The following is a 26,884-nucleotide window of genomic DNA, read 5'->3' as shown; positions in this document are numbered from 1 at the left end:
CCGCATCACTTAACTGCACTTTATTGCTTAATAGATGATATGGATCATGCACAGGCATGTATGACCAAAGTATATAACGAACTGAAGTTGGATTCTCAAAAAGAATTCACCGCTGGACTGGCTTTGCGGTTAGGGCTACTATTGTAAATAGGGCTAGATAATGAAAAATTAGATGATAGTGCTGAACGAGAATATTGAATAGCATTTACTCCCTTAATGCGATCGCTATACTTTAGACTAAGAAGTAAACAATCTATAATTTGAGGTGGAAAATGGAATTTGATTTTACTAAGTACATACCTGTAATTACTGCGATTTTTTCAGCCGTACTTGGTTATCTTTTTGGAGTACGGTCAAAAACTAATGACAGACTTATTCGTTACACAGAAGAAAACCTTAAAGAAGTTTTCAGTCCTATATATCATGATTTCCTGAAAATCAACTCTGAGCATAGGTCTAGAGAAAGAGAAAAATTAATCGATTCTTTTTTTATGAATTATCTGGCAAGAGATACTATGATATATAAAATAGGCAACTTGGAATTATTGAATACATTCTACGACTTAAACGAAAAGTTCACTTTATTTAAAAAAGAACGAAGTGAGTTACTATGGGAGGAATTTTATAAGGAATTTTACTTTAAATTTTTTTTGAAATTGAAAGAAAATTATGAAAATTCAACTATCCTACTATATCGAGATTTTAACTGGCAACAGTATACTCAATCAAAACCTTACTGGATGAAATTTTATTTTGAAATAATAAATTTTCTATTTGAAACATTTAAAGGGATAGTATGGATTTCGATTTTTTTAACTTATTTTTCTGGAGCTTCAAATTTAATAGGTAAAGATTTATTTCCGAAGGATTTTTGGATGTTAAGTTTATTTATTTTAGGATCAAGTGTATTAGTTACTCTTGTATTGTTGTTTCTTAATATTCAATATTTAATTTTAACATCTACCTCTCAACAGAGTCTCACTAGAAAAATAATGAAAAAGCATGTACCGAAAGTTTTAAGAAAGTGGGACGATTTTTTGTCTGTAGATAATAATATTAATATTCCAAAGATGTACAAAAAACAGTTATTTGAAGATGAGTGAAAAATAATTGAAGAATTTTTAAAAATCAGTTTTTTAAGAAGCCTCTGCTTATCTTTGTAAGTGTTTTTTTATCTTTGTAGGTGTTTTTGTTTTCGAAAATGAATTAAAATAAATCGTAATATTTTTCCATTTGATTGTATAATAAAAGAACATATTATTTAATCTAAAGATAACATTATGAATAAAAGATTTAAGCGTAAATATATTTTATGGGGTGTCGACATGAGTATAGGAGATAAAGATTTGAAAAAATTGTGGGGGTTAGCAGCTGGTAGGTGTTCTTTTCCAAAATGCGGAAAAGACTGTATACCATTTTTAGATGGAGATAGTCCTACTATTATAGGTGAGATGGCTCATATAATTGCCAAGAAACCTGATGGACCTAGAGGTTTACCTAGTGGTGGTGAAGATAAATATGAAAATTTAATTCTCTTATGTCCTACTCATCATACTACGATAGATAAAGCGCCAGAGGGAGTCTATTCAGTCGAGATGATCAAGGGTTGGAAACAACAACATGAAGAAAAAATCAATAATTATATGCAGACAATTAGGTATTCTACTATAAATGAAGTAGCAATAGCAATAAAAAGGGTATTATTAAAGAATCAAACTGTGTGGGAAGAATTTGGTCCTGAGTCTAGTAGAGCACGAGAAAATCCTATAAGTAACATAAGTGAATATTGGGGCTTAATAAAATTATCGGTAATAGTTCCAAACAACAAAAGGATTATATCTATCGTTGAGGCCCATGAGGATATATTTAAAATTGACGAATATGCAATTTGTATTGATTTTATTGTTCATGCTGAAGTCTTCGAAAGGAGTTGTTACTCTGTTATTGAGAATACGAAAAGATTTCCCAAAAAATTCACAGAGGTGATTGATAAATATGTCTACGAAAAATAACTGGAATGTACCCTATAGTTCTATTGTTTGGTTTTATAGTGCGATGAGAGCTCATACAAAGGTTCTTCATGTGGAGAGGGATCAAGATATTTTATTTACTATAACAGATAATGAAGATAGGAATTACAAGGTTTTATTGCTTGATGAATACAGAATGGGAGCAGCAGCTGTATTTAAAGCTCTTGAGGAGTTTGGAAATATAGATTTTATTGTATATGGCGGGAATTGGAACGCAGCTACCAGTGAAGCATATAAAGCTGCTAAAGAAAATGGTGTCGCACTATTCAATTATTCAGGATTTATGGGGGCGCTTAATTTGAAAAAACCGAAGGAGTACAAACAAAGTGCAAAGGGAAAAAGTTCAACTAAGCCTCAGGAAGGTGCCTGAAAATATAGATGTTTATGTATTTGGTTCGTATATAATTTCTGAGAGGCCTAACGACGTAGACCTTATCATAATTTATGACTCTAATATTTATTCTGGTACAAACATCTATAATGTTTGTTTGAGTTTATTAAAAGAAATTAAGGAAAAATCAGGTCTACCTGTTGATGCTACATATTTATCAATCAATGAAGAAATTGAAACTCAATTTGTGGAATTTGTTAAGGCTATTTCTATAAATGATGTTTTCACACACAATGAAGAGTAGTTTAGATTAAGTAAACTTTTCATTCTAATAAATTAAACTGGAAAATTAGTGTTTAAACAAGTAAACACTGAACTAAAGGAGCAGGAATCTAAATAAGTAAAGACTACACGATGATTATAACGAAAGAATAAACTTTTCGAAGCAAGATTATATAGAGTTAAGCATGAGACGGATTTAGGGTATGTATTTAGAGCCTAAATAAGCAGCGGATTTTAGTATTAACCGACTAAATCACAATTCTGAGGAAATGACAGCAAAGCTGGAAGAAATATATAACCAAGCTGATATCAACATTAATATAGCGAATGAAGAAGTATATATGACTAGAAAACTTGATTTAGACTTCTTTGAGGAGTAAACAGTGTGTTTTAAAGGAAATATCATTGTCTGCACCGGCTGCGCAGGAATATAATGAGTCAAAAGGGTTGAAAATGAAATTTAGTCAGAAATTTTTGTTTTAAATTTTATTCGCTTTGTGAATTAAGATTCTAGAGGCCAAGCAAATATGAGAGGATATTAGTTTGTTATTTGTTATATGGAATTAATAAATTTGGAAAATAACAAACTTCTTTAAAAAACTAAAATCTAGTGATTAGGACTGGGCAAAATGGATGATTTTAATCAGTTTAAGTGTTTTTGGGATCAAAAAGGCCTCGTTATTTTTGATACCAATGTCTTGTTGAATTTATACAATTATTCTATTGATTCTACCAAGGAAATTATAAAGAATCTTGAAAAAATTAATGATAGAATATGGTTGCCTGGACAAGTTTATTTAGAGTTCCAGAATAATAAAAAAAAGGTGAGTCAGAAATCTTTTGGGAAATATGAAACAGTTAAGAAAGATGTGAGTAAATTGCTTGATAATACAATTACTAGTTTATATGACACATTAGGGAAGTGTAATAAATTTAGATATCCCACATTTACAGATATAATTAATTTAGCAATAGAGAATATTAAGTGCAGTAGAGACGATCTAACAAAAGTTGATGATGATATAGAAACTGAAAAAAAATTGAATCGTGAGTTGCTGGATGATGATATAATAAATAAATTTTTAGAGAATTTACATTCTAAAGGCCAAATTGGTGTCAATTTTAGCCATATTGAACTGATTTCAATTTATGTAGAAGGTGATACTAGATATAAATTAGGAATACCTCCAGGATTCAAAGATAAGAAAAAGCTAAACAGTGGGGACTCAGAAAAAGAAGACTATTCAACTAAAAGAAAAGCATATGGAGATCTAATAATTTGGAAAGAGATAATCAGGAAAGCTAATAGTCTTCCTGTTGATATCTTATACATAACTGATGATGAGAAAGTCGATTGGTGGAACTTTGAGATTGTAACAGACAGAAACACAAACAAAGAACATAAAAAATTGTTAGGACCACATTTTGAATTAATTGAGGAGTTTAAAGCGTATTCTAATAAAGAATTTCATATGTTAACCTTTGTGGAATTTATTGATCACCTAACGAAACTCCGTGTCATTGACTCAACGAAACTACATTATGAGTTAAATAAAGTTAATATCTTAACGCACTATATTAATCAACAGTTAATTGATATAGATTTAAATATTGATTATCTTATAAAAGATCTAGATAGTTTTTTCGACTATGAGGCTGAAAAATATGATTTTCACATAGAGAATTTTAGATTTGATGATGGCAAGGAAGAGGTATTCTTGGAGATAAATGAGAATATTGCATCCTTATCAGGACGGTTTATTCTTGATTTAATGATTGATGGAACAATTAAGCATAGAGAAGAAACAATAATAAAATCTGTGCTATTTAATCTTGAGTGTGAATGCAATCTTACATTGGAAATTGAAAAGAAAGAATATATTGTTAATGAGGGTGATATAAAGATAATAAAAGCTTTTAATAATGATGTTATTGCAACTATCTCTGATGAGATTGACCTCTATGAAATATACGATCTTAAATTAAAAATGGAAAGGGCATTAAGAACTTATAATGAGTCTCTTATTACAGACTATGAGTATAAGTTATATGAAAGATTTGGACACGTGCAATTTATATCTTTAGATGAGTATACTGAGTATGATGAACATTTAGGTAGTTGATACCATCATAATTTCTTTTACTGGCGTGGGGATTATACCAGGAGTTGCAAAACGGCTCCTAATATTTAAAGGTGTATAGAAAAAAGTATTCATTTATAGGTATTGATCTATTTTTGCTTTATACATTGGAAGCGATATCGTCGCGTAATATTATGAGACACGTCTTCAGGAACTGCAATCAAAAAAGGGAAAACAAATGGAACCACATCTACAAAACGAACGGATCTCAAATGCGACTATTGATGGTATTGGGCCTAGCCGTAAAGCTATACTGCAATCTTTTGGGATCGAAGCGGTTGCTGATGTTTCGTACAGAGCAATACGAAGTATACTAAGATTCGGGCTAATATATCTAAATCTATTCTTGCTGATTCAGAAATGGATATGTTTAATCTAAACTCTGAAACGGTTGGAAACTTGATCAGAATGAACACCAAAGGAGTGGACCTGATAAATGATGCTCCTGTGAGTTTGTTTGTATTAAATTTGATCGAAGCAATTTTACACTGCTTGTATAATCCAAAGTAGGAAGGTATACATAACTTAAGGATTGATGAGTCCAGAAGTATAGAATGAGAACTGAAGTAGAACTTTAATTAACATTGCCTAAAATGAGACATTAATGCCCACGTTAAAAACGCTATAAACAGTAAAACCCAATCCTTTTTAGGATTGGGTTTTACTGTTTAAGTGGATTTCATAAAACAATAGAAATACATTTTGAAAACACTTGGTTCAACTAAGGAGACGATTTTTGGGTATATTGAATATGAAGACATAAACCATGAAAGGGTGTTTTTAAAATGAAAGATTCAACTGTAAAGCATACACATACAAACCTCTTGTTTAACGAGAAGAGCCCGTATTTATTGCAGCATGCCCATAACCCTGTGAACTGGTTCGCTTGGGGTGAAGAAGCCTTCTCGAAAGCGAAGCGAGAAGGCAAGCCAGTGTTCTTGTCAGTAGGCTATTCTTAGTTGAGGCTTAAGTCAACATGTCATTGGTGCCACGTAATGGAACGAGAATCCTTCGAAGATACCGAAGTCGCCCAGCTTCTCAACAATCACTACGTAGCGATCAAAGTGGACCGCGAGGAGCGGCCGGATATTGATGCACTGTATATGTCGGTGTGTCAGGCGCTGACGGGGAGTGGGGGGTGGCCGCTGACGGTGCTGCTGACGCCGGAGAAGAAGCCGTTCTATGCTGGGACGTATTTCCCGAAACGGCAGATGTTCGGGCGGATTGGGTTAATGGATGTGCTGGAGCAGATCCATACGAAGTGGGAGCAGGATGGAGCAGCGCTGGATAAGCTGGGCGACGACCTGCTGGCGGAGCTGCATACGCTTGACCGCAAGAATGCGTATAACCCGGAAGCCGCAGGCGGCATTCCCGGCGCGGAGCTGCTGCATGAAGCGTATGAGCTGTACCGGCGGCAGTTCGATGAGGAGTACGGCGGGTTCGGCAATGCGCCGAAGTTCCCTTCACCGCATAATTTGTCCTTCCTGCTGGCGTATAGCCAATTGCATGATCAGCCGGAAGCACTGCGGATGGTGGAGCATACGCTGGAGTCGATGTACAAGGGCGGCATGTACGACCATGTGGGCTTTGGCTTCGCTCGTTATTCGACAGACCGGGAGTGGCTGGTGCCGCATTTTGAGAAAATGCTCTACGATAACGCTCTCCTCGCGAATGTCTATCTGGAAGCCTTCCAGCTTACGGGGAAGCCGCTGTATGCGGAGATTGCCGAGCAGATATTCACGTATGTGCTGCGCGATATGACTTCGCCGGAAGGTGCATTCTACTCTGCGGAGGATGCTGATTCCGAAGGGGTGGAAGGCAAGTTCTATGTCTTCTCCCGGGAGGAGATTGAGGAAGCCCTGGGGCTGGAGGATATGCATTCATATTGTCATGTGTACGGAATTACGCCGGAGGGCAATTTCGAAGGGAAAAATATTCCGAATCTGCTCCAGGGGCTGCCGGAGGAGATTGCGGAACGAATGGGCATGAATCCGCTTGGTCTGCGGACCCGGATGGAGGAATGGCGTACGAAGCTGTTCGAGTACCGGGAGCAGCGCATTCATCCGCTTAAGGATGACAAGGTGCTGACCTCGTGGAACGGGCTGATGATTGCTGCGCTGGCCCTCGGAGCCAAAGCTCTCCAGAAGCCGGAATATGCCAAGGCCGCCGAACGTGCAGCGGACTTCATCTGGGACAAGCTGCGGCGTGAAGATGGACGGCTGCTGGCCCGTTACCGTGACGGGGAGTCGGCGATTCCCGCATATGTGGATGATTATGCCTTCCTGATCTGGGGGCTCAGCGAATTATATGAAGCTACAGGTCAAGCGGTCTATCTGGAGCGGGCGCTGGTGCTGAAGGACGGACTCTTGGAGCTGTTCCATGATACGGAAGGTGGTGGGTTCTTCTTCACGGGTCATGACGGGGAGAAGCTGCCGGTCCGCTCGAAGGAATTGTATGACGGGGCGATTCCGTCCGGGAATTCGGTGGCGGCGAAGCTTTTGTGGAAGCTGTCGGTTATTACCCAGGCTATGGAGTTGAAAGAGATTGCGGAGCGCACAGCTGCGGTGCTTGCTTCCGCTGCTTCAGAGTATCCGCCAGGGTATGCGATGTATTTGCAGGCCCATCTGGGGATGGTCTCCGGCGGCAGAGAATGGGTCCTCTCCGGCAAAAAAGAAGATCCCGCGCTGCACGCCATGCTCTCCCAGGTTCAGCAGACCTATCTGCCGGACGCAGCACTCATCGTCAACTGGGAAGGGGATAGCGGAGAGATGCTCCGCCTGCTGCCGCATCTGGCGGACAAACCGGCGATCCGCGGTGAAGCGACGGCCTATGTCTGCCGCAACTTTGCCTGCCGGGCCCCGCTTACGAATAAGGAAGCGGTCCGGGAGCTGCTGGCTTCCGGCAGCCATTCGGAGTAGTTTATATACGAAGAGCAGCCCGGAGTCCGGGCTGCTCTTTGCCATACCTTATTGGACGAAGGGTGCATAGAACGAATCCGCAGGTATCGCCTGCGCGGCTTTAACCATGTATTCTCTCATGTCTGAGAGGACCTGTTTGCCTGGCCAGTGGTCCGGCAGCAGCTCATCCGGGAGATAGGGGTCAGCCATGAACAGTCCGCTTAACTCCTCGCCCATTTGCAAATATAGCAGGAACAGCTGTAACGGTTGCCCCGCATGAAGGGTATCCGCTAATCGCGGAGCGAATTCTTCCTTCAGCCAGACTGCTTTCTTCCTGTATAAGGCTTCGATGTCGTTCAGGTGCCAGATGGCCTGTGCTTTGAGCGGTGTAATCATACCTTCCTGAAATTGGCCTTGCAGGATGGACACCTTGCCATCCAGCTCCAGCTTCTGGATCTGGGCTGCGACTTCATCCTGATAGTTCCACGGTGAGATGTACACACTGTTATATAAAAGCCCGTAACCCAGCTGCCCGAGTGCTGAGCGGAACAGGTCGCGCTTCTTGCGTTCGGATTCGGGAACCTCCAGCATCACCACATCCCAGGTATGGTCCCACTGCTCCTGATAACGGGCCGGCTTGCTGTTAATCGCCTTAATGTAGGCGAGCCCCTCGGCAGTGACGTTATACCAGGAGCGTGCCGGGGATGCGATATAGCCCTCTTTTTTCAAGCGGGACAGGGCATTGCGGATATAGGTGGAGGTGTACCCCCTTTGCTCATAGATCTCGACAATCTGCTGGGCGCCCATCTGCTTCACCTTAGATAACAGAAACAGCATTGTTTTCTCAACGGACAGCAACTTCTTCACACCTCTCTTGACAGCTGGCAGGAATAGATATATCATAAAAAACAACGAACGTAATTATTTATGTTATATTCGTCAATCGCACTGCTGGATTTGGATTTAGAGCAACTTGCTGTCATTGTATCGTAAACCTTGGGTTTTTGCACGATGCATTCCTTAGTACCTATTGAAATTAATCAAGAAGAGGAGAGGATATCTATGAAAATTACCTACCACGGCCATTCCTGTGTTCAAATTGAGGTGAACGGCAAATCGCTGATCATCGACCCATTCATTAGCGGTAACTCTGCGGCGGTGACGAAGGTAGAGGATATTAAGACAGATGCTGTTCTGCTGACTCATGCCCATATGGATCATATCCTGGACGCTCTGCCGATTGCCGAGCAGAATCAGGCGGTGGTTGTAGCCAACGTGGAACTGGCGGGCCATCTGGGGGGCCAGGGAGCGAAAAAGACCATCGGGATGAACATTGGAGGGACGGTGGACCTTGGTTTTGCCAAGGCGACGATGATTCATGCCTTCCACACCTCAAGCATCACGCTGGAGGATGGACAGAGGATCTATGGCGGAACCCCGGCGGGCTTCATTATTGAGGCGGACGGACACACGGTGCTGCATGCAGGGGATACGGGGCTGTTCGGTGACTTGAAAATGTTCGGGGAGCTGTATGAGATCGACCTCGCGATCCTGCCAATCGGCGGACATTTCACCATGGGACCGGAGCATGCGCTTATCGCGGCGAAGTGGCTGGGCGCAAGACAGGTGCTTCCGGTTCACTATAATACCTTCCCGCCGATCAAGCAGGATGCCGGGGCCTTCGTTCAGGCGCTGGAGGAGGCGGGGATCAGAGGCTCGGCACTTGCATATGGTGAGACGCTGGAGCTGTAGAGCTTCTCATTCGCACACGCACCTACGCCTGCGAATCAACACAGGACTGCCCCATGAAGCTATTTCTTCTCGGGCAGTCCTGTTCTGGCTGTGCGGAAAATCTACCCGGCGAACCCCGCCAGCTCCCGGTTGAACCGGTCCCGCTCGTCATAGAATAATCCGTGGCCGCTGTTCTCAAAGGGAATAAGGACCGAATTCTTAATCCCTTGATGCTGCGCTTCGGCCAGCGGGAAGAAGCACACCTGATCATGAACCCCGTGCAGAATAAGGGTAGGCACCTGTATCCGGGGGAGATCATCGAACAACTCTTCGGCCAGCCAGGCGTTGGAGACTGCGATAGTGGACCAGCTTGCCGCCTCCAGTCCCAAGAGGAAGAACCAGTCCGAGAACGCCTGTGATACCGGCTGATAGAAGAAAATATCGCCGAAATCATGCAGCATCTTAGGGCGGTCCTTGTAGGTGGACTGGATAATCTGCTCTATAGCCTCTCTGGTCGTGCCATAAGGGAAGCCCGGCCGCTGAATCAGACTGGGGGCTGCCGAAGCGAATAAGGCCAGCTTGGAGACACCATATCCCTTGTGCCGGGCCATATACCGGATCGCTACAGCTCCGCCGGTAGAATGTCCGCCGAGTGTAATATTGTGCAGTCCCAAGGCGCCGATCACACAGCGGATATCATCTGCGAGACGGTTGTAGTCGTAACCGCCAAGCGGTTTGTCAGACCGGCCGAAGCCTCTCATATCCATTCCAATGCAGCGGTAGCCCATGGGCACCAGCTGATTGTACTGGTATTCGAACATCTGGTGATTTGCTGGCCAGCCGTGAATGAAGAGTATCGTTTTGTTGCCAAGCGGGTTAAGATCATTCACATACACCTTCACATTCGGTTCTACTCTAATCCAATGTTCCATTTCGCATCCCTCAATTCTCTATTGATTTGTATAGTTGGAATATGTTATTCATTGGAATAGGGAAAATACCTAGAATATGGTCTGAGGGATTCGCAGCAAGCTTATGAGCAGCAGATCGTTCCTTGGAGAGGGGAATCATAACTATGAATAAGATTATGAGCGGTATCCGCTGGCAAGAGCAGGGTGCAGAGAGTGAAGCGCTGCTGGCAAGGCTGGAAGAGGCGGCCGTTACCCCGATGAAGGGGGGACTGGAAGCGGAGGTGTGCGGCATTACACTGCCGGATAGGAAGCTTGTACTGAAAATATGGAACCGCGAGTCCCGGCCGGACGTCTCGATCCAGTATCAAGTGCTGGAGCAGCTGTTCCGGCAGGGCTGCGCGGTCTCACGGCCGTATGCCTGGGGTCTAGACGCTGAGGGTCATCATGTGCTGTTAACCAGCTTCGATGGTATGCCTGTCAAGAAGGTAAATGCCGACAGTCTTTCAGCCATAGCAGCTAATCTGCTTGATGTACATAAGCTAGAGATCAATTCATCCAGCGGCTTGAAGGTACCGGCTTATGATTTCGCAGATTACTTCTTCCCTCCCTGGGCAGAGCAGCCGGAGATCCGAACGCTGGCGCAGGAGCTGGCGGAGCGGGGCAAGCTTACCGCACACCAGCTGATTCATGGTGATTATCATCTGGGCAATATTCTGGAGGCTTCCGGGGCATTTACCATCATAGACTGGACGAATGTTCAGCTTGGCGATCCGAGGTATGATATCGCGTGGTCTATTTTGCTCTTTAGAGTGTATTTGGCGGAGCGGAATGCCAGTCTATACCGGTCAGCCTTTGCCGCCAACAGCAGGTATAGCCCGGCAGAGCTGGAGCTGTTCGAGGCACTGGCTGCCCTGCGCTGGCTTCAGCTGCACCGGACAACGGGTGTCCCGATTCAGCGGAACACGCTGAAGGCGATCCGGGCGCTAATACGGGAGAACCGGTATATGCCGGATAGTCTGTCTGAATCCTTGTAGCGGGATCCCCCGCTTGGATATTACCAGCCCTAACAAGCTCACCGTTCTCCGACCGGCTATTGCAAGCAGAAACGGCTACGCCATCCTCTTAAGGACGGCGTAGCCGTTTGTGCCTGCATGATAAGCAAGGTTGTGGGGGAATTGTGCTTCCATAGAATGCGAAGCATGTCAGTCGTTAAGCTGCTTAATTCTTACGTTCCGGGTTCTGCGGCTTCATGCGGGCGGGCCGGGTGACCCAGTTGCTGCGGTTCATCGGCTTGACGGTATCAATCCGCTCGTTAATTACCTCGGCGCTGTGGTCCTCTGGCGCTGCGGTCTCTGCAACACCCTCGGATTCAACGGCAGCCGGGGCTTTCTTGGACAGGCCAGCACCGTTATGCTTACCCCGGTTCCATACTCTATTCTTGCTCATCCTGGTACACTCCATTTCTGTATGCTTATGCTTCAACCATAACATAAGTAGGACCAAGCATAAAAGTCCGATTTTGACAAGTTATAAAATGTACTATTGATTTCCTTAAGGGGTGTCTATAATAGTATAGAATTGAAAGGAGAGCATTCTGATGCCCATCAAGATAATTACGGATAGCGGTTCGGATCTACCCCCTGAATACACGAAGCAGTATGACATCTCCATTGTTCATTTGCCGGTCCATTTCGGCCATGAGCTGATGCCGGATGATATGAATGCAAAGGATTTCTATGACAAAATGCATCAATCGAAGGAATTGCCGACGACTGCAAGCCCGAGTCCGCAGACCTTCCTGGACAGCTTCAAGCAAGTGGAAGCAGGCACTGACATTCTGGTCATCTGCATGTCCTCTAATATTAGCAGTACTTATCAGACCGCAATGATTGCCAAGGAGATGTACGAGGAAGAAGGACATCCGAATGCGATTGAAATTATAGATTCCAAGCTGTTCTCCGGCGGTTTGACCCTGATTGTCGCTATGGCGGCCAAATGGTCACTTACCGCAGCAAGTCTGGCTGAGTTGAAGGACAGAGTGTTGAAGAAGGTCGAAGAGACGACTGCGTACTTCACGCTGGATACCCTGGAGAATGTGATCAAGGGCGGACGGCTGAGCCGGATCTCCGGCGCTGTGGCTTCCGTGCTGAACATCAAGCTGCTGCTGAAGATTAGCGACGAGGGTATTGTTGAAGTGGTCGAGAAGACGCGCGGACTGCCCAAGGCGCTGACTCATCTGCTGGCCAAGCTGGATCAGAAGCAGCATGATTATGAGCAGGCGGTAATCGCCATTGTGCATAGCAATTGTGAGACGCTGGCGCTGGAGATCAAGCGGCGTATTCTGGAGAAGCATCCCTTCAAGGAGGTTCTGCTGTCCACGATGGGACCTGTGATGGGAACCTATGCTGGGCAGGGCGGAATCGGAGTGGCTTTTTAAGTGTTCTGAACGCACAGTACTTTAAAGTATTGATAACAGCCGTATACCGGACTTTCCGGTGTACGGCTGTTTGCTCTGAGTATGCGGATCGAATGAACGGCGGGGAGCAGGCTAGGCACACCGGACTGGGCAGGTGCATAGTATGAAGCAAATCCAATTACACGGAGGTCATGCACTTATGTCGACAACTTCTTCCGGCACGCAATCGCCGGTGATCTATCAGGCAGACCCGGCGGTGGTCCAGCATCTGAACGGGGTCCGCGATTCGCTTCACCAGTCCTGTAAGCCGTATCTGAATCATAAAGTGCAGGTGCAGACCCTTGACGGTCAGATGCATGAGGGTACGATTGCCGGTATGGACAGTAAGCATATGTATCTGGCTGTAACCATAGCGACGGATATGGGCCGCGGATATTACAATCCGTACTACAAGCCTTATCCAGGTCCGGGATATCCGGGCCCGGGCTACCCGTATCCCGGTACGGTGAACAGCAATGTGATTATGCCGCTGGTCTTGTTCGAGCTGCTGACGATTGCGTTACTCTAAGCAATGCTCATAGCCTGGGTCATCATCGAGCTACAGCCCCACGTTGTGGGGTTGTTTTGTATGATCTACTGCGCTCAAGGAGAGGGCTGAACGGCTTCAACGAGACCTTGGGCCAATTGCACACGTGAAAATAATCATGGAACCGCATTCATGAAAGCGCTATAATTTAATGGAGTCTATCAAATCAAAGGGGAAACACAATGAGCAAAGGAAGAATGTTCTACGGCATCTTTATTCCTATATTAATCCTTGGCGTGGGACTGGTGGTCGGCTTCGGAAGCTATATCTACATCAGTACTATCGATTCAGTGGTCGAGCGGTTCTCCAGCAGCAAGCAGAGCTATATCGAGCAGATCAAGAACAATCTGGAGCACAAAATTCAAACGATAGAATACGCGTTCAATACCTATAGCACCACCAGCTCTTTTCAGGAGGTCGTGACCCATCCCATTACCGAGCAAGACTTCATCGCCTACCGGAATGTGAACTCACAGCTGAATTATATCGCCTCCATGGCGGCTGAAGGGACGGAATATTCGCTGATCAGTCTGGTGCAGAACTGGCAGATCCTGAATGAGAAGCTCAGCAATCTCAGCAGCGAGGAGGTCCGGCAGCTCCGGGAGCAATATATTGAGAATCAGGAGCAGAGCCTCTTCTGGATGAAGACGGACAAAGGCATCCGGTTCGTGAATACACTGCCGGTATTCTCCACTAAGAAGCAGGCGATTGCCTTATCCGACATTTCATTACATACCCTTAATGCCACGATAAGCAGCGGGGAAGACGCAGCCGTCTACATTTTGAACAAGCATGGTGAACTGATGTATGAATCTGATCCTGGTAATGTGCTGTTAGCCCCGGAGCAGTTCGGCCAGCTTGCCGGGACAATCAATTCCATGGAGGACAAGGGGACGGTCCAGCAGGAGATCTCCGGCCGCGACAGTGTGAAGCTTATCTATGCTAAGTCCTCGTATAATAACTGGATCTATCTGACCGTGCTGGATCAGGCGGAGATTACCCGCTCTCTGGAGATGACCAAGTTCGGGATCTCCGCGATGGGGCTGCTGTTGATTCTCCTGATCTGGGTGGTGGCTTATATGATCTCTCAATATTTCACCAAGCCGATTGAGCAGCTTAAGCGCAGTCTGCCCGTTATTCCGCAGGTGAATTCCAGGAATGAGCTGGAATATATCCGGCATTCAATTGACACGATTATCTCGGAGAAGGCTTCGCTTGAGAGTCTGATCGAATCGGAAATGCCCCGGCTGGAGACGCAGCTGATCCTTAATCTGTTCCGCAGCCGCGTCTCGGCGGAGGAGCTGGAGCAGAGTCTGCTCCGGTTCGGGTATAACCTGTCAGAGAAGAACCGTTATGCGGCGATGCTGATTCAGCTTGACAGTCTGGGCGGCCGGGAGGCATCGGACAAGGATGTCCTGCTGCTTGCCGTCAATAAGATGGTGGAGGAACTTATCCCAGCACAGCAGCGATTACAGCCCATTATCCTGAATGATGATACCCAGGCAACGATCCTGACCTTCACCGGGTCCAACGATGCCACAATGAATAAAGAAGTGCTGGATTATGCCACGGCACTCCTGAAGGCGGTGCGCGATTATCTGAAGGTGTCGATCAGCATCGGCATCAGCAACTTTTACAGCAATCTGTTAGAGAGTAAGGAAGCCGGGGAGATGAGCAAGCAGGCACTGCATCAGCGGCTGAATCTGGGTAAGGAATCGATTATCTTCTATGAGGATATCTCCATGGTCGTCTCCGGTCCGGTGTCGCTGCATTATCCGGCAGAGCTGGAGACGCAATTGTTCAATGCCATCCGGCTGGGGGACAAGGAGCAGGTTACGGCTGCGCTCTATCCGTTCCTGGCGGAGCTGATGGGCAAGAATAAGAGTACCCTGAAATTCGAGGTCATGCTGGTGCGGCTCGTGAATAATCTGATCCAGCTGGAGCAGCATTTGGGAGTTAGTGTCCTGTTGACTCAGGATAACAATAAGCTGTATCACCGCCTGCTGGATATCCGCAATCCCGAAGAGATGGAGCGGATGCTGGTGCAGGAGGTTATTTACCCCATGATGTACAGCATGAAGGACAAGACCAGCCAGCAGTTCCGCTGTCTCTCGGATAAGATCACCGACATTGTGCATGCGGAATATGACCGTGAGCTTACGCTGGAGGGGATCGGCGAGCGGCTTCATTACAATCCGAATTATCTAAGCAGCATCTTCAAAAAAGAGTACGGCACCGCCTTCAGCGAATATCTCATGAACTACCGCCTGGAGATGGCCAAACGGTGGCTGACGGAGACGGATATGACGATCAGGGAGATTGCCGAGCGGCTGCAGTATCATAATCCGCAGAATTTCATCCGCTCCTTCCGCAAGAAGGAGCAGGTTACGCCTGGCGCTTACCGGAAGCTGAAGCAGGGGGAGCAGCAGATATTTTAGCAGGAATAGGGGCTTGGTTCAGGAGAGAGCTTGGATCAGGGGTTCATGCACAAACGGTACCGTCCTTGCTTCAAGGCGGTACCGTTTCTGTATATGTTCTAAAGTTCCGGTAGTTTCGGATGGATGCTGAACGGCGGGCCGTCAGCCTTTGACTGCTCCGAGCAGGGCGCCCTTGGTGAAATGCTTCTGGACAAAAGGATAAGCGGCCAGCATCGGCACCGTGGCGATGACAATGACCGCCATTTTGATCGTCTGGGCCGGCGGCACAATATCGACCGAGGTTCCCTCGGCCTGCATCCCGCTGGAGACAATGACGATCTGGCGCAGCAGCACCTGGATCGGCCATTTTGCCGAATCATTCATATAGAGGATCGCGTTCATGTACGTATTCCAGTAAGCAACCGCATAGAACAGGGAGATGGTGGCGATGGAAGGCAGGGCCAGCGGCAGCATGATCCGCATGAAGATTCCGAAGTCATTGCTTCCGTCGATCTTGGCCGACTCCTCCAGACTGTCAGGCAGCGCCTGGAAGAAGTTGCGCATGATAATCATGTTGAAGGCATTGACGGCAACCGGGAAGATGAGGGACCCGTACGAGTTGATCAGGCCGACACTTTTGACGACCAGGAAGGTGGGGATCATTCCGCCGCTGAACAGCATGGAGAAGACGACGATGAAGTTAATGGTATTGCGGGCAGGCAGGTATCTCCTGGACAAGCCGTAGGCCATCAGCGCGGTAAGCAGCATACTGACTACGGTTCCTGCAACAGTGACACCCACGGATACCCCGAGTCCCCGGAAGATGGTAGGCGTTGAGAGAATGTAGCGGTACGCATCCAGGGAGAAGGTAGTCGGGAATAAGATGAACCGCTTGGCCATGACCTCCTGGGTGGTAGCGAAGGAGCTGGCAATGATATTGATGAAGGGCAATAAGCAGACAAGCGCAATCAGAACGAGTATGGCTGTATTAACGAAGGTGAAGATCCTTCCGCCGACCGATTCTTTTCTACGTGAGCTATGGTTCATTCTGTGATCCTCCTCGGTTTTCAGTACCTCTTCACTGTAACAAGGAGCAGAAATTACGTATATAATCCGGGCATGAGGTGTTCGCAGACTTGCCTTGTGTAGCCCCCTCTCCGGAGATAATCATTAGCCTAGGCAGGTAATCCTCAGAGGAGATCTGATCGTCCTTAACCCCGCAGCCACGCGGGTTCTGTAAACGCTATCACATAATGATTATATACGTAATGTAAGAAATTTCTTACGCTGAGACCGTAACAGGAACGAGCAAAGGAGGCTGACATGTGAAAGCAACAAGCATCACCGCAACACCAAATCTGACTATCGAAAAGGGGAAAGGCGCACGCGCACTTACGGCTCTGAACAAATACAAGCTGCTGTATCTGATGATCCTGCCCGGGCTGCTGTATTTCATCATCTTCAAATATCTGCCCATGGGCGGGCTGATCATTGCATTCCAGAATTATCAGCCGTTCCAGGGAATTACCGGGAGTGAGTGGGTCGGCCTGAAGCATTTCATCCGTCTATTTACGGAGCCTACGTTCATGCAGCTGCTGCGCAACACCCTGATTCTGTTTGCCATGAACATTGTGATCTTCTTCCCGCTGCCGATTATTGTAGCCTTGATGCTGAACGAGTTGAAGGGACGCTATCTCAAGAACTGGATTCAGACAATTATCTACATCCCGCACTTCATGTCCTGGGTTATTATTGTCTCTATTACGTATGTGTTCCTGACGGTGGATGGTGGGGTCATCAATGAGCTGATCGCAAGTCTCGGCGGCAACAAAATCAGCTTCCTCACCTCTTCGGAGTGGCTGCGGACGATCTATATCCTGCAGATTATCTGGAAGGAGCTGGGGTGGTCGACCATTATCTATCTGGCAGCTATTACTGTAGTGGACCCGCAGCTCTATGAAGCCTCCGAGATGGACGGGGCCAGCCGTCTGCGCAAGACCTGGCATGTTACACTGCCGGCGATCCGTCCCGTGATTATTACCCTGCTGATTCTCAAAATCGGCAGCACGCTGGATCTCGGCTTCGAACATATGTATCTGCTGCTGAATTCGCTGAACCGCAGTGTCGCCGAGATTTTCGATACCTATATCTATACGGCGGGCCTCAAGAACGGGCAATTAAGCTTCAGCACCACGATAGGCTTGTTCAAGGGCGTTGTCGGGTTAATTCTTGTGATGCTCTCCAATAAGCTGGCCAAGAAGATGGGCGAAGACGGCGTGTATTAAGGCTAAGGCCACCTATTTCATCTACCAAAGGAGAAGTGTTATGAACAAAAGATGGGTCACTCTAATTGCAATCGCTACAATGGCTACCACTATGCTCTCGGCATGCGGCGGAGACAAGGAAGAGAAGAAGAATGCCGCACCAGAGGATCTGAACTCGAAGCTGGAAGTAAGCTGGCTGAATATTCTGCACACGGCTTCGCCGCCGACCGATACAATCAAATCGCTGCTTGAGGAATATACCAACAGCAAAATCACCTTCAACTGGGTACCCGATGCTTCCAAGGAAGAGCGGATCACTACGGCGCTGGCCTCGGGGGAGCTTGCAGACATTGTCACCCTGACCATGATGACCAATTCATCGGTTAGAAGCTCACTGAAATCTGGGCTGTTCTGGGATGTGGGCCCTTTTCTCTCAGAGTTCAGTAATCTGGCGAAGATTGCTCCTGAGCTGAAGGAAGCGGCTTCGATTGAAGGCGTCCTCTACGGCGTTCCCTTCCAGAAGAATCTGGCGCGTTCCGGCCTGATCTTCCGCAAGGACTGGCTGGATAAGCTGGGTCTGCCGGTTCCGAAGACGCTGGATGAGGTGTATGAAGTGGCCAGAGCCTTCACAGAGGATGACCCGGATGGCAATGGTGTGAAGGACACGACAGGCTTCGGGGACAGATCAGAGCTGAAATACAGCAGCTTCAAAACACTAAGCTCCTATTTTGGCACGCCCAATGGCTGGAAGGTGGATGATAGCGGCAAGTTTATCCCTGAATTCGATACACCGGAATATATGGACACGATGAATTTCTCCAAAAAGCTCTATGAAAACGGATATCTGGCGCAGGACTTCGCAGTTACAGCCAAAACAGACCAGCAGCAGCAATTCGCGCAGGGTAAAACCGGGATCTATACCGGTATGGTGGACATCTCCAGTCTGAGAACCCTGGCACAGGATCTGCAGCCGGGCATGGAGCTGGTGCCGGTGAACAAGATCTCTAATGGAGACGGGCAGTATCATATCTGGTCCGAGGGCAGCGGGATCGGCGGATTGATGGCTTTTCCGAAATCCGAGGTGAAGACCGAAGCAGAGCTCAAGCGGCTGCTGAAGTTCGTCAATGACCTGATCGATGAGAAGGCGTTCATGCTGATGACCGGCGGGATTGAAGGCACCCATTATGAATATGATGAGAACGGCGCCTTCAAGATTCTGAACACCGAGCTGTGGCAAGCGGATGTGCAGCCTTTCTCCTCCAGCAGACCTAGTGAGATTGCCTATACGCTTAAGGACGCGAACCCTGAGAAGCAGCTGGCCAATGAGCTGATCCGCGAGAATGACAAGTTCGCTGTGCTTGACCCCACCGTTCCGCTGGATTCGGCTACCAATAATGAGCAGGGAACGGAATTGCAAAAGATCATCACAGATGCTACCTTCAAATATATCATGGGCCAATCGGATGAGGCGGCCTTCAAGAAAGCCGTACAGACCTGGAAGGATTCGGGCGGAACCAAGATCACCGAGGAATACGAAGCTGCATACAAACTGACACAGAAGTAAGCAGGTCTTAAGCGAAGGCCAAGTGTGAGAGAGGATGGGAAAAGGGATGCTGGTGGGCAAGGAGGGCTTTTGCGATTACTCTACCATTCAGGCGGCAGTCGATGCCCTGGAAGGGCTGGACCCGGACACAGAGGCAACGCTCTACATTATGCCGGGAGTGTACAAGGAGGAGGTGCGGGTCTACCGCTCCTGTCTCCGTATCATCGGCATCGGACAAGTGGAGATCACGATGAACCGCTATGCCCGGGAGCTGGATGAGCAGGGGGAAGAGATCGGGACCTTTGCCACTCCCACCCTGTTCCTGGGCGGCAGGAAGCTGGTGCTGGAGAATCTGACTATCTCCAATACAGCGGGGCAAGGCAGCGAGGTAGGGCAGGCAGTGGCGGTATACGCCCATTGTGATGAGACAGTATTCAGGAACTGTACATTCAAGGGCCATCAGGACACACTGTTCACTGGTCCGCTGCCGCCGGCCCCCAGAGAGCGTTTGCTGTTCGGCGGGATTCCGTTACGGGAGCATCATGCGCAGTACCGCCAGTTGTACCAGCACTGTCACATTGAGGGAACGGTAGATTATATCTTTGGCGGAGCAACGGCCTACTTCGAGCATTGTACGCTGCACAGCCTGCGGAATAGCGGAGGCCATGCAGGCTACATCACGGCAGCATCCACTCCCGAAGGGCAGGCCTACGGCTATGTGTTCAATCAATGTTATCTGAGTGCTGAGCCGGGAACAGCGCCGGTATTCCTGGGCCGCCCATGGCGGGAGCATGCCAAGACTGCCTTTGTGGATTGCCGGATGGGCCAGCATATCCACCCCCAAGGCTGGGCTCATTGGGGTGAGCCTGGGGGTGAGCAGACGGTCAGGTATGCGGAGTACACTTCTGAAGGAACTGCGGCGATTCTGCGGCAGCAGCGTGTGCCTTGGGCTGAGCTGCACGGAAGCGGCACTCCGCGGGCGGGCAGGGGCGATGTGCTGGCCAGGTTCCAGCTTCCGGGATAGGACAAGGTGCTGTAGGAGCTAATCTGCCGGCTATGGGCACAATAAAGGGAGGACCCGGCTGACGGGTCCTCCCTTAGTTTGGTGCAATTGTAATTGAAACTTCGTTCACCGCAGCCTGTGAGCAGGCTGCTTACGTGTTCACAACCGCTGTAATCTCTTCGTCCAGCTCCAGCCGTACATCTTCACGGTAGGCACGAATGCCGTATTCGCTGTGGACGTAGCGAAGAATGGACTCAATCATGTTGGACTCCACCAGGTACTGGCTTCTTCCCTGTATCCAGACCTCTGCGGTGTAGCCGGTGTCCTCGTCCCAGCTCAGTTCCACCTGGACTTCCTCTACCCGTACAGCCTTGCGTTCCGCCATATGCAGGCAGATCGCATTGATAATCTCGTCCATACTGAGAACGGTAACACCCATTAGTAGCGTCCGTCCCTTTCTTCCAGCCGGCGTCGTTCCTGTCTGCGCTTGAAGAAGGACATAATCAGCGTAATCACGAAGTAGATGGCCAGCATGTTAATCAGGAATCCGATGATATTTCCAAAAGCGCCCATTCCGGCGAACATTCCGCCGAAGAGGAACCCGGCGATCCCGCCGATCATCAGGCCTTTCATCAGGCTGCCGCCGCTGAAGAAGCCGCGGTTCGCATTCGCTGCAGTTCCGTTGGTGTTGCTTTTAGTGCTATCGCTTTTTTTCACATTATCGGTGGTCGATTTCTTCGGGGTCGTTGTGAATCCCCGGCTTCCTGATTTAAAGCCCCCGCCGCGGCGGGCATCTGCGAAGTCAGGAACAGTGACAGCGAAGAACAGGGTGAAGGCCATGACGATCATCATTACACGTTTCATTGATTTCATTGAGTACGAGAACCTCCTAGAAGTATTGGTAACATCCAGTTTACCTGGCTGTTGCCCGGTAATACGCAAGGCGGAGGCTAAGGTTTCAATTTTTAAAATATAAGAATTTATATGTTTCACACGATAACTTTCACCCGGCATTGGCCCGGATACCCGGACACAAAAAAAGCGCGGGTCCGGGACCCGCGCAAACAGCAGTATCAGAGAGTTGCCTTAGTCCGCGTATCCGTCCGAGACAAGCTCAAGCGCTCCGGTAGCCGGATCGATGATCATGCCGTGAATAGGTACGTTTGGGGGGAGTAAGGGATGGCGCTTAATCAGCTCCACAGTCTGAATTACCCCTTCCTCGACATTGTCAAACCCGCGCAGCCATTTGGTCAGCTTAATCCCTGAATTCTCCAGGGTACTGAGTACTTCCTCGGACACGCCGCGTTCCTTGATGGAGTTAATCATATGGTCAGCATTCAGGGAAGCCATGCCGCATTCATAATGGCCGACGACAATCACTTCGTCCGCGTCCAGTTCGTATAGCGCAACCATTACGCTGCGCATGACGCTCCCGAACGGCTGGGAGATGATGGCTCCGGCATTTTTGATGATTTTGACATCACCGTTCTTGAAATTCATTGCTTTGGGCAGAAGCTCAACAAGCCGTGTGTCCATACAGGTGATGATCAGCATTTTTTTATCCGGGAAGCGGCTGGTCAGATAGCTCTCATATGCTTTTTCCTCTACAAAATGCTTGTTGAACTCTAAAATGTCTGTAACCTGACTCATAAGCCATGTGCCTCCTTAAGATTAAACTGTAATTCATTGTACTGCGTCTTGCCGCGAACATAAAGGGCTTCCTGCAATCAAATATTGCAAAATCTAAGCGGAGTCTGTCTCCGCGCCTGTGAACTGTTAACTACTTCAAATTTGAAGAGATACAGCCCGAATTTGATTATAACGATTATAAAAAGTATCATCAAGAGGAGTAGAAAAAAATGACAAGGCAGGTGCTCAGACATGGAACAGCAGGTCCGGGAACAATGGGATAAATTCAGCGAGCTATTATCTAAAATCAAAGGCTATTATGAAGCAATTGGACTTCTGGGCTGGGATCTGCGTACAGGCGCGCCCCGCAAAGGTGTAGAGATCCGTTCCGCCACGCTGGGTATGCTGAGTGCAGAAGCATTCAGACTCCAGGTATCGGAGGAGATCGGAGCGTTCACAGCGTATTTCAGCCGCCCGGAAGTAGCGGAGCAGCTGGACAGCAATCAGAATAAGATTGTGAAGGATACCCGCAAGGAGTACCAGCGCAGCAAAAGCATTCCCTCCAAGACCTTCGAGGAATATTCGGTGCTCACCGCCCATGCGCAGACGATCTGGGAAGAGGCTAAGGATGATAATGATTTCGCCTCCTTCGAGCCTTATCTGACCAAGATTGTGGCCTTCAAACAAGAGTTCATTGATTATTGGGGTGTGCAAGGCTCGCGTTATGACACTTTGCTGGATATGTACGAGCCGGATTTGACCGTTGAGAAGGTGGATGCGATCTTCACCCGTCTGCGCAGCCGTCTTGTGCCGCTGGCCGAAGCGATCAATGCTTCGCCGAACAAGCCGGACACCGAATTCCTGAGCCAGATCTTCCCTAAGGAGCAGCAGGAGAAATTCGGCCTCTTCTTACTCGAACAGATGGGCTATGATTTCGAGGCAGGACGTCTGGATGAAAGTGTGCATCCGTTCGCTACAGGGCTGAACCCCGGCGATGTCCGCATAACCACGAACTATCTGCTGGACAATGTGACCAGCTCCATCTTCAGCTCGCTGCATGAGGGCGGACATGCCCTGTACGAGCAGAATTTCGGTGAAGAGCTGATCGGTACACCTCTGGCACAGGGGGCCTCCATGGGAATCCATGAATCCCAGTCCAGACTGTGGGAGAATATGATCGGCCGCAGCCGGGCCTTCTGGCAGCGTTATTACGGCGATCTGCAGCAGCATTTCCCGGAGCAGCTTGCGAACGTGGAGATGGAAGACTTTTACCGGGCAATCAACAGTGTAGGCAATTCCTTCATCCGGATCGAAGCTGATGAACTGACGTATAACCTGCATATTATTGTACGCTATGAGATTGAGAAGCTGATTTTCAATGAAGGGCTTGAAGTCAAGGATCTGCCGGAGACCTGGAACGCGAAGTATCAGGAATACTTAGGGATTACACCGCCTACGGATGCACTTGGCGTACTGCAGGACGTTCATTGGTCCGGCGGAGACTTCGGCTATTTCGCTTCCTATTCCCTGGGTAACATGTATGCGGCCCAAATGCTGAACACCCTGCGTAAGGAACTGCCGGAATTCGAGGAGCTGATTGCCACTGGTAACCTGCTGCCGATCAAAGAATGGCTTACTGACAAGGTATACCGCTACGGCCAGAGCCTGACCCCTTCGCAGATTATCGAGCAAGTCACAGGCGAACCGCTGAATCCCGATTATCTGGCGGATTATCTGGAAGCGAAGTATACCGAGCTCTACAAGCTATAAGACTTGAATTGCTGTAACAGCAAATGATGACTTCTTAAGCGATTGGATGTTGCAGCAGCCTGCCCTGAGGCGTCCGTAAGCTGGAAGGACTTCGGAGAAATGGCTATAATAGAAGGAAACCGCAAACGGAAGGAATCGTGGTATGGCAAATACTCACACTTACAGCCGCAAGGAAGAAGTAGCAAATGCGGTTACACACGGGATCGGCGCTCTATTAAGTATTGCTGCGCTGGTTCTGCTGATCGTATATGCTGTTCAGAACGGCACAGCCTGGCATGTAGTCAGTTTCTCCATTTACGGCGCTACTATGCTGATCCTGTATTTTAATTCAACGATGGTGCATAGTCTCAGAGACGGCAAGGCGAAGGACTTCTTTGAATTCCTTGACCACGCTTCGATCTACTTATTCATTGCCGGAACGTACACCCCGTTTATGCTGGTGGCGATCCGCGGACCGCTGGGCTGGACGTTATTCGGTATCGCTTGGGGAGTGGCGGTATTCGGTGTTTTTTTTAAGGCTTTTTTCGTCAAAAAATTCCTGTTCATGTCCACCGTCTTCTACATTGCGATGGGCTGGATGATCGTAATCGCCTGGAGCCCTTTGTCCCAGGCCGTCGCCAGCGGCGGGATGACTCTGCTGATGATTGGCGGACTGCTGTACACTCTGGGCACCGTGTTTTATGTATGGCGCGGCTTCCCGTACCATCATGCGATCTGGCATTTATTCGTGCTTGCGGGAACCGTTCTGCACTTCTTCGTTGTATTGTTATACATTCTCCCTATTCATTAATGCGGGAGGCATAGTGCCGTACTGGTGCAGGATTTCAAGGCGGGAATGCCGGTTTTGGGCAAAGAAAAAGATGACAAGTAAAAAGACTTGACATCTTTCTTTGTTTTCGGTATCATAAGGGACGTTGTGAAGCTGTAAAGTGTTTTTCCTTGACGAAGGGAGTGCCCTTGATGAGTCAGGAGAATAGGCTCGAGAAAACCAACCGGATCAACCTGTTATTTGCTTTCTATGAACGGCTGCTTACTGACAAGCAACAGACGTTTCTCAAATATTATTTCCATGATGATTTCTCCCTGGGGGAGATCGCAGCGGAATTTGAAATTAGCCGCCAGGCTGTGTACGAGCATATCAAGCGGGCGGAGCAAGTGCTTGAGAATTATGAAGAGAAGCTTGGACTCCTATCCAAGCATGAAGACCGCAATAAGTACTTAGAAGAACTGCGCAGATTCCCTGACAGTGGAATGCTGCCGGAGCAATATAAGCAGCAATTCATGGAACTCATGGACCGGCTGCAGAGGTTAGAGTAGGAAGAAGGGAGCGAGCCGCCTATGGCATTTGAAGGATTAACCGGAAGATTGCAGAATGTGTTCAGCAAACTGCGCGGCAAAGGGAAAGTATCCGAAGATGACGTAAACGAAGCGATGCGTGAAGTGCGGCTGGCCCTTCTGGAAGCCGATGTTAACTTCAAGGTCGTCAAGGACTTCGTGTCCAAGGTGAAAGAGAAGTCTGTTGGTACGGAAGTGATGGACAGCTTCACGCCAGGCATGGTCATCATCGATATTGTTAACAAGGAACTGACGGAGCTGATGGGCGGAAGCCAGGCGAAGCTGGCTAAGTCGAACAAGCCGCCGACGGTCATCATGATGACGGGTCTGCAGGGCGCAGGGAAGACGACCACTTCCGGTAAGCTGGCGAAGCTGCTGCAGAAGGGCAACCACCGCCCGCTGCTCGTAGCCGCCGACATCTACCGTCCGGCTGCGATCAAGCAGCTGCAGGTGCTAGGAGAACAGATTAAGGTTCCTGTCTTCTCGCTGGGTGATCAGACGAGTCCGGTAGAGATTGCCAGACAAGGTGTTCAGCATGCGAAGGACAATAACCTGGATTATGTGATTATTGATACGGCAGGCCGCCTGCATATTGATGAAGAGCTGATGGAAGAGCTGAAGCAGATCCATAACGTTGTAACTCCGGATGAAGTGCTTCTGGTAGTCGATGCGATGACCGGTCAGGATGCCGTGAATGTGGCGGACAGCTTCAACAAGCAGCTGGAGCTTACCGGCGTAGTGCTTACGAAGCTTGACGGCGACACCCGTGGTGGTGCTGCATTATCCGTCAAGGCGGTCACCGGCTGCCCGATCAAATTCGCCGCTCTCGGCGAGAAGATCGATGCGCTGGAGCCTTTCCATCCGGAGCGGATGGCTTCGCGGATACTCGGCATGGGCGACATGCTGTCGCTGATCGAGAAGGCTCAGGCCAATATCGATACCGAGAAAGCCAAGGAAATGGAACGTAAGATGCGTAATGCAGAATTCACGTTCGATGATTTCCTGGAGCAGATGGATCAAGTGAAGAAGCTTGGCCCGATCGACCAGATTCTTGATATGCTGCCCGGCATGAACAAGGCCAAGGGCATGAAGGACCTGAAGGTGGACGATAAGCAGATGGGCCGCGTTGAAGCCATTGTTCATTCCATGACCAAGGCCGAGAAAGCCCAGCCTGAGATTATCAACCACAACCGCCGCAAGCGTATTGCAGCAGGCAGCGGTACCAACGTCGCTGAGGTGAACCGGCTCATCAAGCAATTCGATGAAATGCGCAAGATGATGAAGCAGTTCTCTGGTATGATGGGCGGCGGAGGCGGTAAGGGCGGCAAGAAGAACGCCATGAAGCAGCTCAAGGGCCTTGCCGGTAAAGGCGGAATGAAGTTCCCGTTCCGTTGACCTTAATCTTTAATCTTTTGACCTAGATCTTTCGCCTTTCTATAGATCTGATATAGTACAACATCAGAAGATCGAGTAGTCTTTTGACCTTGATCTTGTGATCTTAATGTTTAATCTTTTCCCCTCGTTACCAGGGAACGCCGCCAGTTAAGCGTATCCCGCAGGGAGGAAAAGCGGTCTTTCCCCGAACTCACCCAAGTCCC

24 protein-coding genes and 1 pseudogene are annotated in these 26,884 nt (G+C 48.1%); 18 read left to right on the top strand and 7 right to left on the bottom strand.

Features of this window, described 5'->3' with window-relative positions:
• Window positions 1–272 precede the first annotated feature (272 nt).
• The 6 genes and pseudogenes from NST26_RS19305 to NST26_RS19280 all read left to right on the top strand — a co-directional run bounded on the left by NST26_RS19305 (window position 273) and on the right by NST26_RS19280 (window position 7,702).
• Window positions 273–1,103 carry a hypothetical protein gene (locus NST26_RS19305; protein WP_340979661.1) on the top strand — a complete coding sequence of 277 codons (831 nt, stop codon included), beginning with the start codon at window positions 273–275 and terminating at the stop codon, window positions 1,101–1,103.
• Between the two features lie 222 nt (window positions 1,104–1,325).
• Window positions 1,326–2,012 (top strand): HNH endonuclease signature motif containing protein, encoded by a 687-nt coding sequence (locus tag NST26_RS19300; RefSeq protein WP_340979660.1) that lies wholly within the window; start codon window positions 1,326–1,328, stop codon window positions 2,010–2,012.
• Window positions 1,996–2,400: a hypothetical protein gene (locus tag NST26_RS19295; RefSeq protein ID WP_340979659.1), complete on the top strand. Its 405-nt coding sequence runs from the start codon at window positions 1,996–1,998 to the stop codon at window positions 2,398–2,400. Before NST26_RS19300 ends, NST26_RS19295 begins: the two co-directional genes overlap by 17 nt.
• A complete protein-coding gene (locus NST26_RS19290) occupies window positions 2,357–2,665 on the top strand; it encodes a nucleotidyltransferase domain-containing protein (RefSeq protein ID WP_340979658.1) in 309 nt (102 codons plus the stop codon). Before NST26_RS19295 ends, NST26_RS19290 begins: the two co-directional genes overlap by 44 nt.
• Before the next feature lie 607 nt (window positions 2,666–3,272).
• Window positions 3,273–4,766 carry a PIN-like domain-containing protein gene (locus tag NST26_RS19285; RefSeq protein ID WP_340979657.1) on the top strand — a complete coding sequence of 498 codons (1,494 nt, stop codon included), beginning with the start codon at window positions 3,273–3,275 and terminating at the stop codon, window positions 4,764–4,766.
• A gap of 803 nt (window positions 4,767–5,569) precedes the next feature.
• Window positions 5,570–7,702, top strand: a pseudogene (locus NST26_RS19280) (thioredoxin domain-containing protein).
• Window positions 7,703–7,750: 48 nt separating this feature from the next.
• On the opposite strand, the gene NST26_RS19275 reads toward NST26_RS19280, so the two are convergent.
• Window positions 7,751–8,548 carry a PaaX family transcriptional regulator C-terminal domain-containing protein gene (locus tag NST26_RS19275; RefSeq protein WP_340979656.1) on the bottom strand — a complete coding sequence of 266 codons (798 nt, stop codon included), beginning with the start codon at window positions 8,546–8,548 and terminating at the stop codon, window positions 7,751–7,753.
• Window positions 8,549–8,743: 195 nt separating this feature from the next.
• Between NST26_RS19275 and NST26_RS19270 the strand changes: the two genes are divergently transcribed.
• Window positions 8,744–9,433 (top strand): metal-dependent hydrolase, encoded by a 690-nt coding sequence (locus NST26_RS19270; protein ID WP_209869408.1) that lies wholly within the window; start codon window positions 8,744–8,746, stop codon window positions 9,431–9,433.
• 101 nt (window positions 9,434–9,534) lie between these two features.
• On the opposite strand, the gene NST26_RS19265 is transcribed toward NST26_RS19270, so the two are convergent.
• Window positions 9,535–10,344, bottom strand: a complete 810-nt coding sequence (locus tag NST26_RS19265) for an alpha/beta fold hydrolase (protein WP_340979655.1) — start codon at window positions 10,342–10,344, stop codon at window positions 9,535–9,537.
• Window positions 10,345–10,487: 143 nt separating this feature from the next.
• Here NST26_RS19265 and NST26_RS19260 point away from each other — a divergent pair, with 143 nt between their 5' ends.
• On the top strand, window positions 10,488–11,357 hold the full coding sequence (locus NST26_RS19260) for a phosphotransferase family protein (protein WP_340979654.1): 870 nt from the start codon (window positions 10,488–10,490) through the stop codon (window positions 11,355–11,357).
• Window positions 11,358–11,541: 184 nt separating this feature from the next.
• On the opposite strand, the gene NST26_RS19255 is transcribed toward NST26_RS19260, so the two are convergent.
• Window positions 11,542–11,769: a hypothetical protein gene (locus NST26_RS19255; RefSeq protein ID WP_340979653.1), complete on the bottom strand. Its 228-nt coding sequence runs from the start codon at window positions 11,767–11,769 to the stop codon at window positions 11,542–11,544.
• A gap of 151 nt (window positions 11,770–11,920) precedes the next feature.
• Between NST26_RS19255 and NST26_RS19250 the strand changes: the two genes are divergently transcribed.
• From NST26_RS19250 to NST26_RS19240, 3 genes are all read left to right on the top strand, one after another.
• Entirely contained in the window at window positions 11,921–12,760 is an 840-nt protein-coding gene (locus NST26_RS19250) for a DegV family protein (RefSeq protein WP_339310183.1), read from the top strand.
• Between the two features lie 178 nt (window positions 12,761–12,938).
• Complete coding sequence (locus NST26_RS19245; RefSeq protein ID WP_036733528.1) at window positions 12,939–13,307, top strand: hypothetical protein; 369 nt, start codon at window positions 12,939–12,941, stop codon at window positions 13,305–13,307.
• 200 nt (window positions 13,308–13,507) lie between these two features.
• Window positions 13,508–15,763 carry an AraC family transcriptional regulator gene (locus tag NST26_RS19240; protein WP_340979652.1) on the top strand — a complete coding sequence of 752 codons (2,256 nt, stop codon included), beginning with the start codon at window positions 13,508–13,510 and terminating at the stop codon, window positions 15,761–15,763.
• Window positions 15,764–15,904: 141 nt separating this feature from the next.
• Here the strand turns inward: NST26_RS19240 and NST26_RS19235 are convergent, their stop codons facing one another.
• Complete coding sequence (locus tag NST26_RS19235) at window positions 15,905–16,789, bottom strand: carbohydrate ABC transporter permease (protein WP_339249071.1); 885 nt, start codon at window positions 16,787–16,789, stop codon at window positions 15,905–15,907.
• Window positions 16,790–17,169: 380 nt separating this feature from the next.
• Here NST26_RS19235 and NST26_RS19230 point away from each other — a divergent pair, with 380 nt between their 5' ends.
• The 3 genes from NST26_RS19230 to NST26_RS19220 are packed head-to-tail and all read left to right on the top strand — an operon-like array spanning window position 17,170 to window position 20,573.
• Window positions 17,170–18,027 (top strand): ABC transporter permease, encoded by an 858-nt coding sequence (locus NST26_RS19230; protein WP_081751444.1) that lies wholly within the window; start codon window positions 17,170–17,172, stop codon window positions 18,025–18,027.
• 40 nt (window positions 18,028–18,067) lie between these two features.
• Window positions 18,068–19,570, top strand: coding sequence for an extracellular solute-binding protein (locus tag NST26_RS19225; protein WP_340979651.1), 1,503 nt, complete (start codon window positions 18,068–18,070; stop codon window positions 19,568–19,570).
• Window positions 19,571–19,616: 46 nt separating this feature from the next.
• On the top strand, window positions 19,617–20,573 hold the full coding sequence (locus NST26_RS19220) for a pectinesterase family protein (RefSeq protein ID WP_340979650.1): 957 nt from the start codon (window positions 19,617–19,619) through the stop codon (window positions 20,571–20,573).
• Window positions 20,574–20,703: 130 nt separating this feature from the next.
• Here NST26_RS19220 and NST26_RS19215 read toward each other — a convergent pair whose 3' ends face one another.
• From NST26_RS19215 to NST26_RS19205, 3 genes are all read right to left on the bottom strand, one after another.
• Entirely contained in the window at window positions 20,704–20,991 is a 288-nt protein-coding gene (locus NST26_RS19215) for a YxcD family protein (protein ID WP_036701193.1), read from the bottom strand.
• On the bottom strand, window positions 20,991–21,425 hold the full coding sequence (locus NST26_RS19210) for a hypothetical protein (protein WP_340952102.1): 435 nt from the start codon (window positions 21,423–21,425) through the stop codon (window positions 20,991–20,993). The genes NST26_RS19215 and NST26_RS19210 overlap by 1 nt, the downstream gene beginning before the upstream one ends.
• 213 nt (window positions 21,426–21,638) lie before the next feature.
• The gene (locus NST26_RS19205) at window positions 21,639–22,202 is read right to left on the bottom strand and encodes a beta-class carbonic anhydrase (protein ID WP_036733547.1); all 564 of its coding nucleotides are present in this window, start codon (window positions 22,200–22,202) and stop codon (window positions 21,639–21,641) included.
• 231 nt (window positions 22,203–22,433) lie between these two features.
• Between NST26_RS19205 and NST26_RS19200 the strand changes: the two genes are divergently transcribed.
• The 4 genes from NST26_RS19200 (at window position 22,434) to ffh (ending at window position 26,681) form a co-directional block, all read left to right on the top strand.
• Window positions 22,434–23,951, top strand: a complete 1,518-nt coding sequence (locus tag NST26_RS19200; protein WP_340952104.1) for a carboxypeptidase M32 — start codon at window positions 22,434–22,436, stop codon at window positions 23,949–23,951.
• 142 nt (window positions 23,952–24,093) lie between these two features.
• A complete protein-coding gene (gene trhA, locus NST26_RS19195; RefSeq protein WP_036733553.1) occupies window positions 24,094–24,741 on the top strand; it encodes a PAQR family membrane homeostasis protein TrhA in 648 nt (215 codons plus the stop codon).
• Window positions 24,742–24,911: 170 nt separating this feature from the next.
• Window positions 24,912–25,268: a putative DNA-binding protein gene (locus NST26_RS19190; RefSeq protein ID WP_339249066.1), complete on the top strand. Its 357-nt coding sequence runs from the start codon at window positions 24,912–24,914 to the stop codon at window positions 25,266–25,268.
• A gap of 21 nt (window positions 25,269–25,289) precedes the next feature.
• Complete coding sequence (ffh, locus tag NST26_RS19185; RefSeq protein WP_036701200.1) at window positions 25,290–26,681, top strand: signal recognition particle protein; 1,392 nt, start codon at window positions 25,290–25,292, stop codon at window positions 26,679–26,681.
• Window positions 26,682–26,884: the final 203 nt, after the last annotated feature.

The sequence above is a fragment of the Paenibacillus sp. FSL R7-0128 genome, from assembly GCF_038002245.1.
GTDB lineage: Bacteria > Bacillota > Bacilli > Paenibacillales > Paenibacillaceae > Paenibacillus_AQ > Paenibacillus_AQ silagei.
Note: the sequence above shows the minus strand (reverse complement) of the source record. Positions and strands in the feature narration are given on the sequence as shown.